The 15382-nt window shown below is 31.8% G+C and carries 14 protein-coding genes; 8 read left to right on the top strand and 6 right to left on the bottom strand.

What is annotated here, in order from left to right:
• The first annotated feature begins 35 nt into the window (after positions 1–35).
• The 4 genes from U0D62_RS09680 to U0D62_RS09665 all read left to right on the top strand — a co-directional run bounded on the left by U0D62_RS09680 (position 36) and on the right by U0D62_RS09665 (position 4307).
• A complete protein-coding gene (locus U0D62_RS09680) occupies positions 36–1145 on the top strand; it encodes a hypothetical protein (RefSeq protein WP_322287071.1) in 1110 nt (369 codons plus the stop codon).
• Positions 1146–1194: 49 nt separating this feature from the next.
• Complete coding sequence (locus U0D62_RS09675; protein ID WP_322287070.1) at positions 1195–2259, top strand: hypothetical protein; 1065 nt, start codon at positions 1195–1197, stop codon at positions 2257–2259.
• Between the two features lie 144 nt (positions 2260–2403).
• Positions 2404–3927, top strand: coding sequence for an aldehyde dehydrogenase family protein (locus tag U0D62_RS09670; protein WP_322287069.1), 1524 nt, complete (start codon positions 2404–2406; stop codon positions 3925–3927).
• A gap of 11 nt (positions 3928–3938) precedes the next feature.
• Positions 3939–4307 (top strand): DUF779 domain-containing protein, encoded by a 369-nt coding sequence (locus tag U0D62_RS09665; RefSeq protein ID WP_322287068.1) that lies wholly within the window; start codon positions 3939–3941, stop codon positions 4305–4307.
• Between the two features lie 82 nt (positions 4308–4389).
• On the opposite strand, the gene U0D62_RS09660 is transcribed toward U0D62_RS09665, so the two are convergent.
• The 3 genes from U0D62_RS09660 to U0D62_RS09650 all read right to left on the bottom strand — a co-directional run bounded on the left by U0D62_RS09660 (position 4390) and on the right by U0D62_RS09650 (position 9603).
• Entirely contained in the window at positions 4390–5703 is a 1314-nt protein-coding gene (locus U0D62_RS09660) for a S41 family peptidase (RefSeq protein ID WP_322287067.1), read from the bottom strand.
• Between the two features lie 46 nt (positions 5704–5749).
• Positions 5750–6187: a MarR family winged helix-turn-helix transcriptional regulator gene (locus U0D62_RS09655; RefSeq protein WP_322287066.1), complete on the bottom strand. Its 438-nt coding sequence runs from the start codon at positions 6185–6187 to the stop codon at positions 5750–5752.
• Positions 6188–6366: 179 nt separating this feature from the next.
• Positions 6367–9603, bottom strand: coding sequence for a M14 family zinc carboxypeptidase (locus U0D62_RS09650; protein WP_322287065.1), 3237 nt, complete (start codon positions 9601–9603; stop codon positions 6367–6369).
• 300 nt (positions 9604–9903) lie between these two features.
• Here U0D62_RS09650 and U0D62_RS09645 point away from each other — a divergent pair, with 300 nt between their 5' ends.
• Positions 9904–10335, top strand: a complete 432-nt coding sequence (locus U0D62_RS09645; protein ID WP_322287064.1) for a DUF2147 domain-containing protein — start codon at positions 9904–9906, stop codon at positions 10333–10335.
• Between the two features lie 33 nt (positions 10336–10368).
• Here U0D62_RS09645 and U0D62_RS09640 read toward each other — a convergent pair whose 3' ends face one another.
• Positions 10369–11250: a CPBP family intramembrane glutamic endopeptidase gene (locus tag U0D62_RS09640; protein WP_322287063.1), complete on the bottom strand. Its 882-nt coding sequence runs from the start codon at positions 11248–11250 to the stop codon at positions 10369–10371.
• A gap of 303 nt (positions 11251–11553) precedes the next feature.
• On the opposite strand from U0D62_RS09640, the gene U0D62_RS09635 reads away from it, so the two are divergent.
• The 3 genes from U0D62_RS09635 to U0D62_RS09625 are packed head-to-tail and all read left to right on the top strand — an operon-like array spanning position 11554 to position 13798.
• Entirely contained in the window at positions 11554–12573 is a 1020-nt protein-coding gene (locus U0D62_RS09635; RefSeq protein WP_322287062.1) for a sensor histidine kinase, read from the top strand.
• On the top strand, positions 12570–13298 hold the full coding sequence (locus tag U0D62_RS09630) for a LytR/AlgR family response regulator transcription factor (RefSeq protein WP_322287061.1): 729 nt from the start codon (positions 12570–12572) through the stop codon (positions 13296–13298). Before U0D62_RS09635 ends, U0D62_RS09630 begins: the two co-directional genes overlap by 4 nt.
• 2 nt (positions 13299–13300) lie before the next feature.
• Positions 13301–13798, top strand: coding sequence for a TlpA family protein disulfide reductase (locus U0D62_RS09625; RefSeq protein ID WP_322287060.1), 498 nt, complete (start codon positions 13301–13303; stop codon positions 13796–13798).
• A 1-nt stretch (position 13799) separates the two neighbouring features.
• Here the strand turns inward: U0D62_RS09625 and U0D62_RS09620 are convergent, their stop codons facing one another.
• Positions 13800–14564 carry an SDR family NAD(P)-dependent oxidoreductase gene (locus U0D62_RS09620; RefSeq protein ID WP_322287059.1) on the bottom strand — a complete coding sequence of 255 codons (765 nt, stop codon included), beginning with the start codon at positions 14562–14564 and terminating at the stop codon, positions 13800–13802.
• A gap of 79 nt (positions 14565–14643) precedes the next feature.
• Entirely contained in the window at positions 14644–15294 is a 651-nt protein-coding gene (locus tag U0D62_RS09615; RefSeq protein ID WP_322287058.1) for a class I SAM-dependent methyltransferase, read from the bottom strand.
• Between the last annotated feature and the right edge of the window lie 88 nt (positions 15295–15382).

Here is a 15382-nt window from a genome sequence, read left to right as displayed (position 1 = left end):
ATTTTAAAACATTGATCATTTCTAAATCACTCATCATGAAAACTTTTTTAATTTATATTCTTCTATCATCCTTTCTTTTGTCGACAGGCACCATGGTCGCTAATTCTTCTTTAAAAACAAATTTTAAAACAGGAGATCCTGCAATTACCTCTATAAATAGCATGACATTTGGCCCTGAAGGAATTTTATTTCTTGGAGATAGTAAATCAGCTCAGATTGTAGCGATTGATCTTAGTCAACATCCCAAAGTAGATAACTCAAAAGTAAAAGTTGATCGACTTGATATCGTAATCGCCGATATGTTAGGAACCAAAACAGATCAAATTCAGATTACGGATATGATCGTTAATCCAGAAAACCAAAACATTTACCTCTCTGTAATGCATAGCTCAGGAAAAGCAATATTATTTAGAGTTGAAAACAACACTTTAAAACAAGTGCCATTAAATAATGTTTCTTTTAGTAAAACAACATTAATGGATCCTGTATCTGAAGAAGCTAAAGACAGACGAGGAAGAAAGCTTCGTAAATGGGCAGTAGCAGATATCAAATATGCTGATGGTAAAGTCTTGTTATCTGGTTTGAGTAATAAAGAATTTGCTTCTACTTTCAGATCTATTGACTTTCCATTTTCTAAAAAGCAAAAATATGGTTCTTTAGAAATTTATCACGCTGCACACGGTAAGTATGAAACTCATGCTCCCATTAAAACCTTTATAACTACTAAGATCAATGGCAATTCACATCTTATAGCTGGATACACCTGTACTCCTTTAGTTGTTTTTCCTATGGACCAAATTAAACCCGGTGAACATAATAAAGGTAGAACTGTTGCCGAACTTGGTAGTGGTAATTCTCCTGTAGATATCATAGAAATTGGTAGCGGAGACACACATTTTCTTCTGATTGCTAATAATAACAGACCACTGATGAAATTGGATTTTAAGGACTTGGAAGCATATAACGGATCTCTAACTGAGCCTGTAACTAAAAAAGGCGCTGCTGAAGGTGTATACTATGTTAATCTACCCTTTGTTAATGTGCAACAACTTGATAAACTTGATGAAAGTAACTTTTTAATCGTACAGAGAGAATCTAATGGAAATCTTGCTTTAAAAACCGGGAGTAACTGGTGGATCAAATAATATAATGAGTATCATCCTTATAACATTTTTCCATTTGTAATTTTCTGTTTTGAAAAACCTTATAAATATCATTATTCTACTAATATGTAGTATTCCGGAGATCCTGGCCCAGGTATCTCCGGATTTTACTTATGATCAAAATCAAGTTATACTCCATGTAAATACTAATGACATTAACAATTTTAAAGTGTATACAGGTTTCATTACAGAAGATACGTTGCAAGAAGCAATACCAATATTAGGTGAGTTAACAAAACAAAAAAAACAGCTTCATTTTGAACCACTTGTACCTTTTACTCATAAACAACAATATACACTCGTATATAAAAACATCTTTGAACATTTTATAATAGATACCACTTCAAAAAATTATAATTCATTGTCTGTTGTAGCTGTTTACCCTTCTTCTAAAACTATTCCTGCTAATATTTTAAAATGGTATATCAAATTCTCACATCCAGTTAATGAAGCATTAATATATAATCATATTGGTTTTAAAAACAATTCAGGAAATTCTGTAAACAGGGCTATATTACCATTAGAAAATGCATTAATATCTGATGATGGTAAATTACTTACTGTTTGGATTGAACCTGGTAGACAAAAACGTGGTTTAAATCCTAATAAAAAACTAGGCGGGGTATTTGAAATTGGTGGCTCTTATAACTTAATTATATCAAAAAAATTAAAAGATCAGATAGGTATATCTATGTCAAAAGATTATGTACATTCTTTTCAAGTTACAGAACCGGATCGAACAAAACCAGATATAAACTCATGGCAGGTAATTTGTCCCAAAGCAATAACCTCGTCAAACCTTATTATTAATTGTAAAGAAACTCTGGATTATGGCAGTTCATTATCTAACCTTACAATTATAAGAAATGGCAATGAAATTGAAGGCTCCTGGCAACTTACCAATAAAGAAACATCTTTAGTTTTTACTCCTGATCAACCATGGAAAAAAGGAGATTATCAAATCCTATTTTATCCACAACTCGAAGATCTTGCAGGAAATAATCTCGAAAGATTATTTGATCAAGAAATCCATAAAACTGCTCATAATAAAACCAATCCAGTGTCCTATTATAATACAGATTTTTCTATTCAATAAAGAATAAAAAATCTTGATCATATTCCTTTAAAATTTATCAAAAATAGAGTATATTTAAAGGTACGTCCTTTATTGTCAATAAGTTATCTTTTTTTGACAAAACACTAGAATTTCTATTCTTATAACCTTTAATTCTTTATTACTATGAGTATTGCTCAACCCACCCCAAAAGGCAAGGAAAAAAGACCTAGCTTCAAAGACCAATATGATAATTATATTGGTGGAAAATGGACCGTTCCTGTAAAAGGTCAATATTTTGACAACGTTTCTCCAGTTGACGGAACCAGTTTTACTAAAGTCGCCCGTTCTACGAGCGAAGATATTGAACTTGCTATTGATGCTGCCTGGAAAGCTGCTCCTCAATGGAACAATTCTTCTGCTACGTATCGAAGTAATTGCTTACTCAAGATTGCCAATATTATAGAAGAAAACCTGGAAGTATTGGCTCGATCCGAAACCTGGGATAACGGAAAAGCGATCCGTGAAACCTTGGCTGCAGATCTTCCTTTAGCTATTGATCATTTCAGGTATTTTGCTGGTGTTATCAGAGCCGAAGAAGGTTCTGCAAGCGAACTAGATTCAAATACTATATGCATTAATATCCCAGAACCACTTGGTGTAGTAGGACAAATTATACCTTGGAATTTTCCTTTATTAATGGCTACCTGGAAAATTGCACCTGCCCTCGCTGCAGGAAATTGTGTTGTTCTAAAACCCGCAGAACAAACACCTGTAGGTATTATGATTCTGATGGAATTAATCGAAGGCGTTCTTCCTCCAGGAGTTTTAAACATTGTTAATGGTTTTGGTATTGAAGCAGGAAAACCTTTGGCTTCACATCCCAGAATTAATAAAGTAGCATTTACCGGTGAAACAACTACCGGACAACTGATTATGCAATATGCTTCAAAAAATATTATCCCGGTAACTCTGGAACTTGGCGGAAAATCACCTAATATCTTTTTTGAAAGTATTATGGAGGCAGATGATGATTACTTTGATAAATGTATAGAAGGAGCGGTTATGTTTGCTCTTAATCAAGGCGAAGTATGTACTTGTCCATCACGAATTTTGATTCAAGAAAGTATTTATGACAAATTTATAAAGCGTGTTATAGAACGCACTGAAGCAATCAAATTAGGGCATCCTTTAGATCCTGAAACTATGATGGGAGCTCAAGCATCTAATGATCAATATGAAAAAATCCTTAACTATATTAATATTGGAAAAGATGAAGGATGTCAAGTGCTTACTGGAGGAAAACCAGCTTATGTAGAAGGTCTTGAAGGTGGATATTACGTTACTCCTACCTTATTAAAAGGAAATAATAAAATGCGGGTTTTTCAGGAAGAAATCTTTGGGCCCGTTGCTTGTGTTACAACTTTTAAAGATGAAGCAGAAGCTATAGAAATTGCTAACGATACTTTATATGGTTTGGGTGCAGGTGTATGGACCCGTGATACGCATCAGGCATATCAAATTTCAAGAGCAGTACAAGCTGGTCGTGTTTGGGTGAACTGTTATCATGCATATCCTGCTCATGCTCCTTTTGGAGGCTACAAAAAATCAGGTATTGGTCGTGAAAATCACAAGATGATGCTTAGTCATTATCGTCAAACAAAAAATATGCTTATATCGTATGATAAAAAAGCACTTGGATTCTTTTAAAATTTAGTGTTATGATACTGCGAGTCACGATTACAGAAGCTGCAAAAGCAGTAATTGATACATTACGTTCTACTCATGGAGAATTGATGTTTCATCAAAGTGGAGGATGCTGTGATGGTTCTTCTCCTATGTGTTTTCCTAAAGGAGAATTAATGATCAATGAAACCGATGTCTGGTTAGGAAATGTTCACGGATGTGATTTTTATATGTCCGCAGATCAGTTCGAATACTGGAAACATACACAACTTACAGTTGATGTGGTTGAAGGCAGAGGATCTAGCTTTTCTTTAGAAATACCTATGGGAATAAGGTTTGTTATTAAATCTCGCTTATATACCGAGAAAGAAGTAAATCAATTAACACCTATTCATATAGGATAAGTAACCTCTCCGTTTCATATAAAAAAAGCCAAACCAAAAAAATCGGTTTGGCTTTCTTCTTACATGGCCATTCGCTTTCTGATTATTTTTTCTCTTTAAATGCTTTTAGATTGTTTTTAAAAATTTCAAGTTGTCTATCCTTATGTTTAGTAGCAACATCTACCGCTTTTTTATAATTTAATAAAGCCAATTCATCTTGTTTGTTTTTTGCAAGACCTTCTGCATAACTATCAAATACATTTGCCGAATCCGGAAACAATAGCGTATTTGATTTAAAAATAGCTAATGCAACACCAACTTCATTACGTTGAAGATATGAATATCCTAAAATATTAATCTCTCCTTCATTGAGTATTTTTGATTGTACTAAAAGGTTTAATTGCTTATGGATATTCTTTTCTTCTTTAACCGAAGTTAATGCATTCTTTAGTGGATCAAATAATGATTTTTTATAATCTTGAGAGGTTTTTTTTGCTAATATTTTTGCTTCTTCCAGCGCATCATCGGCTTTTCTTTTTATATCCGGTTGCACACCTGTTCCTTCCCAATTAGTTTTAGTAACAGTATTTACTGTACGAGCAAATGGTATCCCGATTCCAAATCCTTTTTCTAACGGGTAAAACCTGGTAGGATGTGCTCCTCCTCCAGTGATTTCACCAATCACTACAGCTCTTTTTCTGCTTTGCATGGTATAAGAAAAATCTTCTGCACCAGAAAAAGTATATGAACTGGTAAGAATATATACTGGTACTTCAGGTCTTTTTACTCCATCTACATCTACCACCCACATCTCTTCAGAATGATTATCTGCTCGTGAATAAATTGTATTCAGTAATATCTTTTCATTAAAAAAATAACTGGATAAATAATTAACTGTATGCGGGCTACCTCCTCCATTTCTTCTCATATCAATAATAATGGCATCTGCTTTTTCCATTTCTTTCATGACCATATCTATTTTTGATCTGTGAATATCAGCTCCTCCAAAAAAAGCAAGATCTATATAACCTATATTAGATTCCATTAACTGAAATCCTCTTAACATTGGTGCTCTATATCTGGATAAATCTTCTGTAAAAGATTTATCTGATTTCTTTTCCTTTTTCTTTGGACTAGATGATGAAACCCTAAGATGTTTGTCTTTGGTAATTTTTCTAAGTTCTTTTGTAAGTGTTTCTGCAAAATCAGAAGCAGACATATTATCAAAATAATCTTGCTTCATTAATTTGTCTAAATGTTTATTAGTCTCTTCTGCTTTATCTAAAAAAATATAGTTTTCGACCAGTAGGTTTTGTACTTTTTTGACAATATCATTATTGGATTGAGCAAAACTTGAAACTGAGAATAAAAAGCAAGTTAATACTAAAACGGTTTTTACTAAGGCTGTTTTTTTCATAATACTGTTTTGTTTTTTGATTGATGATTAAAGATTGATGAATTATTTATTGAGTACAATTAGAAATGATTTTACCAAGTGTTTTTTCTAATTGTTCTATTTCTTCGTTAGTTATTCCTTTTAAAGCAATTTTTCTATTAGAAGAAATTACTGGTGGTAGTTCCTCTAATATTTGCTTTCCGTTATCTGTTATTTCTATAGTATGCCTTCTTCTATCTTTATCATTCATAGATCTTTCTAAATACCCTTTTTTAACCATTAGATCGATCATTCTAGTCATTGAGGCATTATCTCTAAACATCATTTTTGCTATTTCTTTTTGCGATAATTCTGGATAATTATTCAAGAATGATAATACAAGACCTTGATCAACAGTTATGTCATTAATTTTTGCCGAAATACTTTTTTGAGCAAATTTCCTATATTCTTTTATGGCTCGTTCAATACTGTAAAAAATAACTTTTGAAGATGGTTTTATATTCATGTAATTTTGTTTGATACAAATATAATTGATATATCAATTAACATGTTTTAATAAAACATTATTTTTTGTTAAAATATAGGTTTTTTACATTTTATAGTACTCCTTTTTTTAAGATCTAAAAATAAACGAGCCGTAAAAAAATTACGACTCGTTATATAGTTTCTTTTATAAAAAACACATTACTTACCTATTATAAATCTCATAGTAATTTGTTCTTGATCACTTTTTATTTGCAAAAAATACATCCCATTGGATAAAGAAGAAACATCAATACTATTTTTTGAAGCATCACCTTTAAACATTGTTTGTCCTAAATAATTTATAATTGTAAATGATGAATTTTCACCATTAATTCCTTTAATAAATAAAGTACCTTTTTCTACTGGATTAGGATAAATCCAAAGGTTTTCAAAAACATTACTATCCGTAACACTATGATTCTTTATTAATGAACCAGTTCCAATATTTACCGTGTAATCTTCTACTTCTCCATAGGTAAAAGTTTCACAAGGAGTTGAAGTTGCATTATATTTCATGGATACCCTCATTCTGGTATTACCAGATAACGCGGTTGTTGGTACCGTAAAGTTATAAGATTGATTAACATCACTATTAGTAGATTCTGCCACTACTTTCTCTGCAACTTCAAAGGTTCCATTTTGGTTATAATCTATCCAAACACTCCAAAACTCGGTATAACTTGTACTCACAAATCCTACGCTGAGTGTTATTGTATTAGAACCGTAAGGTACGTTTCCTATCAAATTAGTGAAATCTCCATATCCAGCATTAGCTCCAGTTGTATTAGCAATTCCGCCAAGCTCTACATAATCTATATATTCATAATTCACATCATTTCCTTTAGAATCACAATAAGTAATAGAAGTTTCTAAAGTCGTAGCATTTACTACATTACTAGATGCAGAACTGTTTCCTGCAGCATCTTTTGCTATAACAGTAAAAGAATAAGCAGTATTAGGTGTTAAGCCAGCTACAGTTGCATTGGTACTAGTTACTGTATTAACCAAACTAGTTCCTTGATAAATCTCATAACCCGTGACTCCTACATTATCTGTTGATGCTGTCCAGGATAAATCAACAGTTGTGGCAGTAATATTAGGAGCAGATAAATTAGTAGGCACTGTTGGAGGATCATTATCTGGAGTAGAAGTGATAATTTTAATGTTATCAAAAGCCATATCACTTCTCCAACTTGATCCTGTTGTGCCTTTAAATTGTAGTTTGATTACAGATCCTGCATATCCCGTGAGATCAACACTTCCTTGATTCCAGGTATCTCCCAAATTTCCATTTCTTGACCAAATAGAGGAATATGTAACACCGTTATTGGTACTTACCATTACTTCCAGGGTTCCCATATTAGTTCCTAGCATATGGTATACAAACTCAAGTGATGCTCCTGACAATGAACTAAGATCAATGCAAGGGCTGTTAAGAAGTGCTATTTTATTAGGATTTCCGTTAGAACTTGAAGATGCTTCGGTATACATATAAAAAGTTCCGTCTTGCCCTGATGAAGGACCGGTTCCTGTTGATGGTGTTCCACCAGAATCCCGAGTCCAGTCAATATCGTCACCTGTTGCATTTGTCCAAACTCCTAAACCAGATTCAAAACTTTCTGTATAAGGAAAACTGTTAATTCCTGCACAGGCAGGAGTAGTGGTTGTAGTAAAACTAATCGAATTACTATATGGAGAACTAGATCCTCCAGAACAATTACTTCGTACTTGAGCTTCGTATGTTGTTTCTACTGTTAATCCTGCAATATTTAAACTATTAGATGTAGATGGTACTGTTGTCCAATTCGTAGTTCCAATTATTCGATATCTTACATCATATGTTGCTCCTGCGTTTGCACTCCAACTTAATGTTGCAGTTGTTGCCTGAACGTTAGATGCAGTTAATCCTGTTGGGGCTACTCCTCCTATCGGAGTAAGCTGTACATCACGTACTACCGCAGTATAATCAGCAATAGAAACTCCTGTTAAGGTTACTGATTCGTAACACTCTGCTTCAAACAAAATGTCATAAGTACCTGCTTTGATAGGTCTGTAATAGTCTCCTTCTGGTAATTCTGTTGGCACCCAGGATTCATAGCTCTCTTTTCCTATAATAGTCACTTTAGCTTCAATTGGTTGATTGGTAACTGCGTTGGTCACCACTCCTCTAAATCCATAATTTACTTGTTTTAAAAAATCAATCAGGGCATCCCGATTATAATTCCAGAAGTTAACTAATTGATTAGAAGCTGGAGTTTTTGCATTAGATAATTCTACGGTTACCTCTCTTCCTTTATGATTATAGATTTGATAATCCTGTCTTCCACCTTGTACTTCGTACCAGGCATATCCATTTGTAATTCCATTGTTAAGATCATCAAAATACCCACTAGGGCTATCTGCCTGGCAATGATCTCTATATTCTTCTGATAAATGAATAAAATAATCTTGATCAGGATGAGCACCTGCATAAGTATCCCAAGGATAGTTTATCAGTTCAATACCTCCATGAAAATTAGCTGATAACACAAAATGTTTAGAATCGGCAAAAGACATAAAAGCTAAAGTTTCGGTTTGATATGCATTTCCATCTGGATTGGGTCCATCATCTGGATCTGGATAATTTCTATTTAAATCAACATTATTGGCATTACCTCTTGTTGCATTGGCTACTGAAGTATTGTTTGGACTATTTCTAAAAGTCCCATCAGGATTAGCAAGAGGATTGATCCAAACTTCATTATTATCTAATAGTTCTTTGATTTCTGCATGTCTTGGATCACTTGTATTATTATATGCATTTAATAAAAAATCGATTAGGTCCAACATCATCGGATACCCTGCAATTTCATCTCCGTGCATAGATGAAGTATACATTACTCTAGGTTCTTGCTCATTACTATTTACATTGTCTGATAATTTTACAAATAACAAAGATTTATCTCCTTCTGTTGTAGCTCCGATATTTTCTACTTTACATATTGAAGGGTTATTTGTAGCAAAGTCATTCATAATACTTACATAATCCGCATAGGTAGGATATGCAGTAAGTGGAAAAGTTGCCGCCTTAACGGTCAAATCACTAGTCATTAATCTCTCTCCAACGATATTATCCTCTGGTAAGGCTTTGAAATCAATATTCTTTTGTAAAAATGAAGAAAACTGGTTTTTATTTGCCATCACTTTTACCATTTTAGTAATTTCATCATAGTGAACAATAGCCAATTCTTTAGTAATTGTATTAAGTTGTGATCTATCATCAACTTTAAAACTAAAGATCACCTCTCCTTTAAGATTTAGATAATCATTAGCTCGTTCTTTATCATTTTTTTGTGCTAGAAGTTGAGTGCTAAAAGTGAGTATCACTAGTAGCACCAGGATTTTAGTTTTTTTCATGGTTTTAAGAGTAAGTTGTTAATTAAATTAAGGATTATAATCCCCGTTAAATTGAGTTAGTAATCATTGTGTTACAGTTTGTTATCTTTAAAGGTAGGAATAAAATCAATGAAAAATTCATAGTGATTTCAATCACCTAATAATTATACGGGAATAGCATAAAGTTGCATATATAATGTCCTAAAATAAATCGAAAGATTCTTCATTAAACATTCGACCTGGTATACGTGAATTCTAATGAATTAAACTTTTATCCTTATCTTCAATTCCTTAACGCAAACTACTTGTAAACTTTTACATATGAGAATCAGCCTGTTACTATTTATTTCTTTTCTTTCTGTATCTTCTGTATCTTCTGTATCTCCTGAAACATATATAGGGAAATGGCGTATTAAAGGAGGATCCATAATAGAAATCTATGAAAATGCTGGTGTATTTTATGGAAAAATCAATAAACGAGCTGAAGATCCAATATCTAATCTTAACGGTTTGGATAATAAAAACCCGGATAAAGAATTAAGAAGTCGCCAATTATTAGGAATTGATATTCTTAATAATTTAAGTTATGATGAAAGTGGATGTTTATCTGGCGGAACTATATATAATGCTGATAGTGGAAAAAGCTATACGGTTAAAGTATGGATCGATACTGATAATCTGGATCTCTGTTACATTAGAGCTTACAAAGGAATATTTTTTAAAACTTTTGAGGCATCCAGAGTTAGAGAATAACCGTCCAAATGCCTCAAAATTTTGTTCTTCTATTTAAACCTTCTTTGATTTTACCAATCGCGGAATGACATGTTTTTTACGTAATGACGCTTTATAAAATAGAATAAGAAGAATAACAAGTGAACCTAAGGTCAATAAAGAATCTTCTATTCCCATCGCACTTCCTGTCAATAATGTAGAGCCTTGAAACTCGGCATTAAAGAAAACTCCAAACTGATCTAAACCGGTTAGATTACTTCCAAAAATAGGTTGCGCCAGATTCCACCCAAGATGAAAAGAAAAAGGCAGCCATAATCGCCTGGTATATGTATACATAATCCCCATAAGCATCCCAAATAACATTCCTGCTATTGCTCCAATAATAGATTCATTAGGATTCATAAAATGAGGAATTTGAAATATAACCCCAGAAATAAGTACGGCAATAACAGTACCTTTCCAATTTTCTAAAATTCTGTATAAAACACCTCTAAATATAATTTCTTCTAACATAGCCGCTCCTATAAGAAAAGCGAGTGAAGCAGAAAAAAGGGTGAAATTTTTATCATATCCTGTTATTTCATAATTGCCTAAAAAATAGAGTATCAAAAACTCTGCTCCTATGACTAAAATTCCAAAACCAAAACCCCCAAATAGTTCTTTGAAAGCATGTTTGAATGATAATTCAGTTATTTGTCTTTTTTCATAATATTTGAACAAATAGTAATATGTTGCAGTCATTACAATAGTTCCTATTAGTGCCACAATTGTTTTAACAATCGTTTCAGAAGGTATTAACAGGCTAAGCAAAGGTGTTGTGATAAAAGCTTTTACCAAATACGTAGTTAAAATGCATGTAATTATTCCTATCACTATTTTGGTAATAGGAAAATGCATTATTTTTTCTACTAGATTTCTTTCTTCTTGATTTTTCATTTGCTTGTTATTAGTTATACGTTAAAAAAGAATTCATTTATAATTATGCTTATTTACAATTATTCAATAATTATTGATCCTTGGATAATTATTAATGTTTAGTACAAATGAAGAAAGACAGATGTTTCTACACTATTTTTTTTAACGAACTAGAAGAAGTATGCTTTAAGATGTTTTAGTTATTATATAAACTTATTTCGTTTATCATAATAATCAGTTTATTGATAAAAAGACAATGTTCATTAAAATGAATATAGTTATTAAATCGCTTTTATTAATTTGGCATCTATAAAAAGAAAAGAATTGAGTTTAAACATAAAAAAAGTTGGTCTGCATGTAGTGATAATTTTTACAATTGTTTTAATAGTATCAATTGCTAAATATTTAATCCATATAGATAATAATAGTTTATCGTTTGCCTATTACTTTTTACAAGCTCTTACGGGAGTTATAATTATTATGATTCCTCCAGTGTATATCAATATATATTGGCTTATACCAAAGTTTTTGGCCAAAAAAAAATATGTTCCTTATTTTTTAATTATCATATGTATTATCATTATATGGGGATATTTGGTTAGTCATTTTGAACCTTGGACAGATGAGCATTGGTTTGATCAACCCTCTAAGAAAATGATGCCGAAGGATGGTATTTTGGCTTTAATATTTATTATTTCGATATCAACTTTGATTCACTTATCGTATCGATGGTTTATACAACTGACCAGAATTAAACAAATTGAAAATGATCGTTTACAATATGAATTATCATTATTAAAAAATCAGATAAAACCTCATTTCTTTTTTAATACCTTAAATAATCTATATGCACTTTCTTTAGAGCAGTCTCAAGAAACTCCAAAAGTAATTCTTAAACTATCCGAAATGCTTCGATATACCATTTATGACTGTAAAGAAGCTAAAGTTTCAATTGGTAAAGAGGTTACCTACATAGAAAACTATATTGCTCTACAAGAAATAAGACATTATAAACGTGGTGAAATATCTTTTAACAAAGAAATTTTGAACCCTACAGTATACATTGCGCCAATGATTTTAATAGTATTTATAGAAAATGCCTTTAAACACGGAGTAGAAAAAATGGAACAGGATATTTTTCTTGATATAGATCTTAAAGTGTCTGAAAAAGAATTGTTTCTTAGAGTAAGAAATAATTATGATCCATCCGAAATAAATAGCACACCAGGTTTAGGCCTTGAGAATGTAAAAAGAAGATTATCTTTACTCTACCCCAACCTTAATGAGCTGGTAATCAAAGATACTGGCAATATACATACTGTGACTTTAAAATTAGTATTATGATGACCTGCTTAATTATAGATGACGAACCTTTAGCACATAAGGTTATTAAAAATTATAGTGAAACTCTTTCTTTTTTATCTATTACAAAAACGTTTCACTCTGCTCTAGACGCCATAGGGTATCTGAATGATCATAAAGTTGATCTTATTTTTCTAGATATTAATATGCCAAAACTTAAAGGGTTAGATTTTTTAAGAACGCTTAAAGATCCTCCAATGGTTATTATTACTTCTGCATATCAAGAGTTTGCTTTAGAAGGATATGAGTTGGACATTATTGATTACTTATTAAAACCTTTTAGTATCGAAAGGTTCATAAAAGCTGTTAATAAAGCACAACGTCAGAAAAAAATGATGGAAGCTTCTGAAAAGCCTTCAAAAAAAGTAACGATCGATCCATCTTCTAATCAAAAAGAAAAAGAAACCATTTTTGTAAAAGGAGATAAAAAAACACATCAAATACGATTAGATGCAATCCTATTTATAGAAAGTTATGGTAGTTATCTAAAAATTCATCTCGATAATGAAATAATAACCACATTAGAACGTCTAAAGAATTTTGAAAGTACATTGCCTATAAATCAATTTATAAGAGTACATAAATCATATATCGTTGCTGTTACTAAAATTCAGGTTATAGAGGGTAATCGATTACAGGTTTCTGGGCATTCTATTCCTATTGGGAATATATATAAACACAATTTAACAAATTTGATAACATCTTAAAAATGGCAAAAAAAGGTAATATTTTAAAGCGTATTCTAATAGTACTCTTTCTTATTATAATCCTTTTAGCAGGTTTTTTATACAACAGATATCAAATAGCACCTGATATTTCTTTTAGCGAAGTGGTTGTTCAGGATTTAAATCAAAATTCTATTTCGTTAGATAACTACATAGGTAAACCTTTAGTAATTAACTATTGGGGGACTTGGTGTCCTCCTTGTGTAAAGGAACTTCCTTGTTTTGAAAAAGTAAAACAAATACATGATACCGATGTACAATTCGTAATGATCTCTGATGAAAGTATAGAAAAAATCACTTCTTTTTCAAATAAAAACTCATATAGTTTTGAATTTATAAGAAGCCTTAAGAAGCTATCGGATTATGGTGTCTATTCGATACCTACCACTTATTTTTATAATGCAGAAGGAAATCTTGTTTCTTCTCATACAGGAGAACTTAATATAGAAACTCTCACAAGTTTTATAAAAAAAATACAGTAGTTTATCTAATATGGCTTCCTGCATTAACATCTATAGTAGCTCCTGTGGCGTGATCCATACCTCCACTACACATTAAGGCTATCAAAGGCGCTAAATCTTCTGGTTTTGTTAGGTCATTCAAAGCAAGTTCATTTTGTATTCTTTCTTCTCCATACTTTTCTATAAAACTTTCTGCCATTTGAGTTCTAGTAAATCCTGGTGATACTATGAAAGATTTAATGTTATCCTTTCCAAAAGAACGTGCGACACTTCTTGCCAAAGAAACAATTCCTCCTTTTGAAGCAGCATAGGCTAGATATTCCTGGGTTTCTCCTCTAAAGACAGCTCTACTTCCTATATATATAAATCTTCCTTCTCCGGTGCTCAAAAAATGATCTATCCCTAGTTTTGTAAGTAATCCTACTGCGTGTAGATTAATATCTATTGTTTTTTTCCAAACAGAATACCAATCTTTTCTGTTTTCCTGAACAGAGTGTGGAAGAAAAATTCCTGCATTCAAAATAATTACATCAATCTTTCCAAATTCTTTTTTTACATTTTCAAAAAGAGAAATTACTTCTTCTTCTTTTGATAAATCTGCTTTAAAAGTTTTTGAACCTGTTATTGGGTAGGATTCAACCAAAGAATCTGCCGAGCTTTGATTTGTATTATAATGTACAGCCACTCTTGCTCCCATCTTCATCAAAAATTCAGCAACACTCTTTCCTATGCCGTTAGAAGCTCCTGTGAGTAATACTGTTTTATTGCATAAGTTGATATTGATCATTTTTTGAAAAAATTAAAGATCTCTTATTATTAAATCAAGACTTTACATAATTGTTATTCTCTTATCTAAACTATGTTTTTTACAAACTTGCTACTAACACCCAAATTCTTTTTTCAGGTTCATTCTTCCATCTACCAAAATCCTTTATTTCATCAGTTATCATATAACCTGCTTCTTGTAATTCTGCTTTTACATATTTAAGAGCTAATGTATGAGCATCTACTTGTGCTTCTCTGGATTTGTTTGCCATATGCTCTTTAAACTTTTCTATAATTATGATTTTGCCATTGGGTTTAAGTGATCGTTTAACGTGAGCTAGAATAATCATATAATCACTCATTTCATGATAGGTATCCATAATTATCACCGCATCCAGTAATTTTTCTGGTAATTTAGGATTATCATAATCCCCTAATATCGTTTTAACATTTAAGAGTTTATGATCTTTTAAATATTCATCTAGCTTATTGATTCTATCTTCTCTTACGTCAACGGCATACACTTTGCCCGAATTTCCAACTTCTTTTGCCAAATGAACAGTTAGATATCCTTCGTGACATCCAATATCCGCAACATTTATACCTGGTTTAATATCTGCAAGTTTAAATATTTCGGGTACATTCATCCATTCATCTCTTTCTTTCCAATCACTTTTCTTGTATTGAGAATATCCAATCTCGATCATCATAAAAAAGATTGAAAAAAATAAAAGCTTAAATCGTTTACTCATAATTCACGTTTTATCCATTGCCTTTCAAAATAACTTTAAATAATTATCTGGTAGTTCATTTTAGCAAAAGTTTGTGTTTTTAATAGGA

This window comes from Aquimarina callyspongiae, from assembly GCF_034322225.1.
GTDB lineage: Bacteria > Bacteroidota > Bacteroidia > Flavobacteriales > Flavobacteriaceae > Aquimarina.
Note: the sequence above shows the minus strand (reverse complement) of the source record. Positions and strands in the feature narration are given on the sequence as shown.

Excerpts from the sequence above, each read along its gene's own strand:
- U0D62_RS09655 (WP_322287066.1), bottom strand. The coding sequence starts at position 6,187 with ATGAATATAAAACCATCTTCAAAAGTTATTTTTTACAGTATTGAACGA.
- U0D62_RS09620 (WP_322287059.1), bottom strand. The coding sequence starts at position 14,564 with ATGATCAATATCAACTTATGCAATAAAACAGTATTACTCACAGGAGCT.
- U0D62_RS09660 (WP_322287067.1), bottom strand. The coding sequence starts at position 5,703 with ATGAAAAAAACAGCCTTAGTAAAAACCGTTTTAGTATTAACTTGCTTT.
- U0D62_RS09640 (WP_322287063.1), bottom strand. The coding sequence starts at position 11,250 with ATGAAAAATCAAGAAGAAAGAAATCTAGTAGAAAAAATAATGCATTTT.
- U0D62_RS09650 (WP_322287065.1), bottom strand. The coding sequence starts at position 9,603 with ATGAAAAAAACTAAAATCCTGGTGCTACTAGTGATACTCACTTTTAGC.
- U0D62_RS09615 (WP_322287058.1), bottom strand. The coding sequence starts at position 15,294 with ATGAGTAAACGATTTAAGCTTTTATTTTTTTCAATCTTTTTTATGATG.
- U0D62_RS09625 (WP_322287060.1), top strand. The coding sequence starts at position 13,301 with ATGGCAAAAAAAGGTAATATTTTAAAGCGTATTCTAATAGTACTCTTT.
- U0D62_RS09645 (WP_322287064.1), top strand. The coding sequence starts at position 9,904 with ATGAGAATCAGCCTGTTACTATTTATTTCTTTTCTTTCTGTATCTTCT.
- U0D62_RS09630 (WP_322287061.1), top strand. The coding sequence starts at position 12,570 with ATGATGACCTGCTTAATTATAGATGACGAACCTTTAGCACATAAGGTT.
- U0D62_RS09665 (WP_322287068.1), top strand. The coding sequence starts at position 3,939 with ATGATACTGCGAGTCACGATTACAGAAGCTGCAAAAGCAGTAATTGAT.
- U0D62_RS09670 (WP_322287069.1), top strand. The coding sequence starts at position 2,404 with ATGAGTATTGCTCAACCCACCCCAAAAGGCAAGGAAAAAAGACCTAGC.
- U0D62_RS09680 (WP_322287071.1), top strand. The coding sequence starts at position 36 with ATGAAAACTTTTTTAATTTATATTCTTCTATCATCCTTTCTTTTGTCG.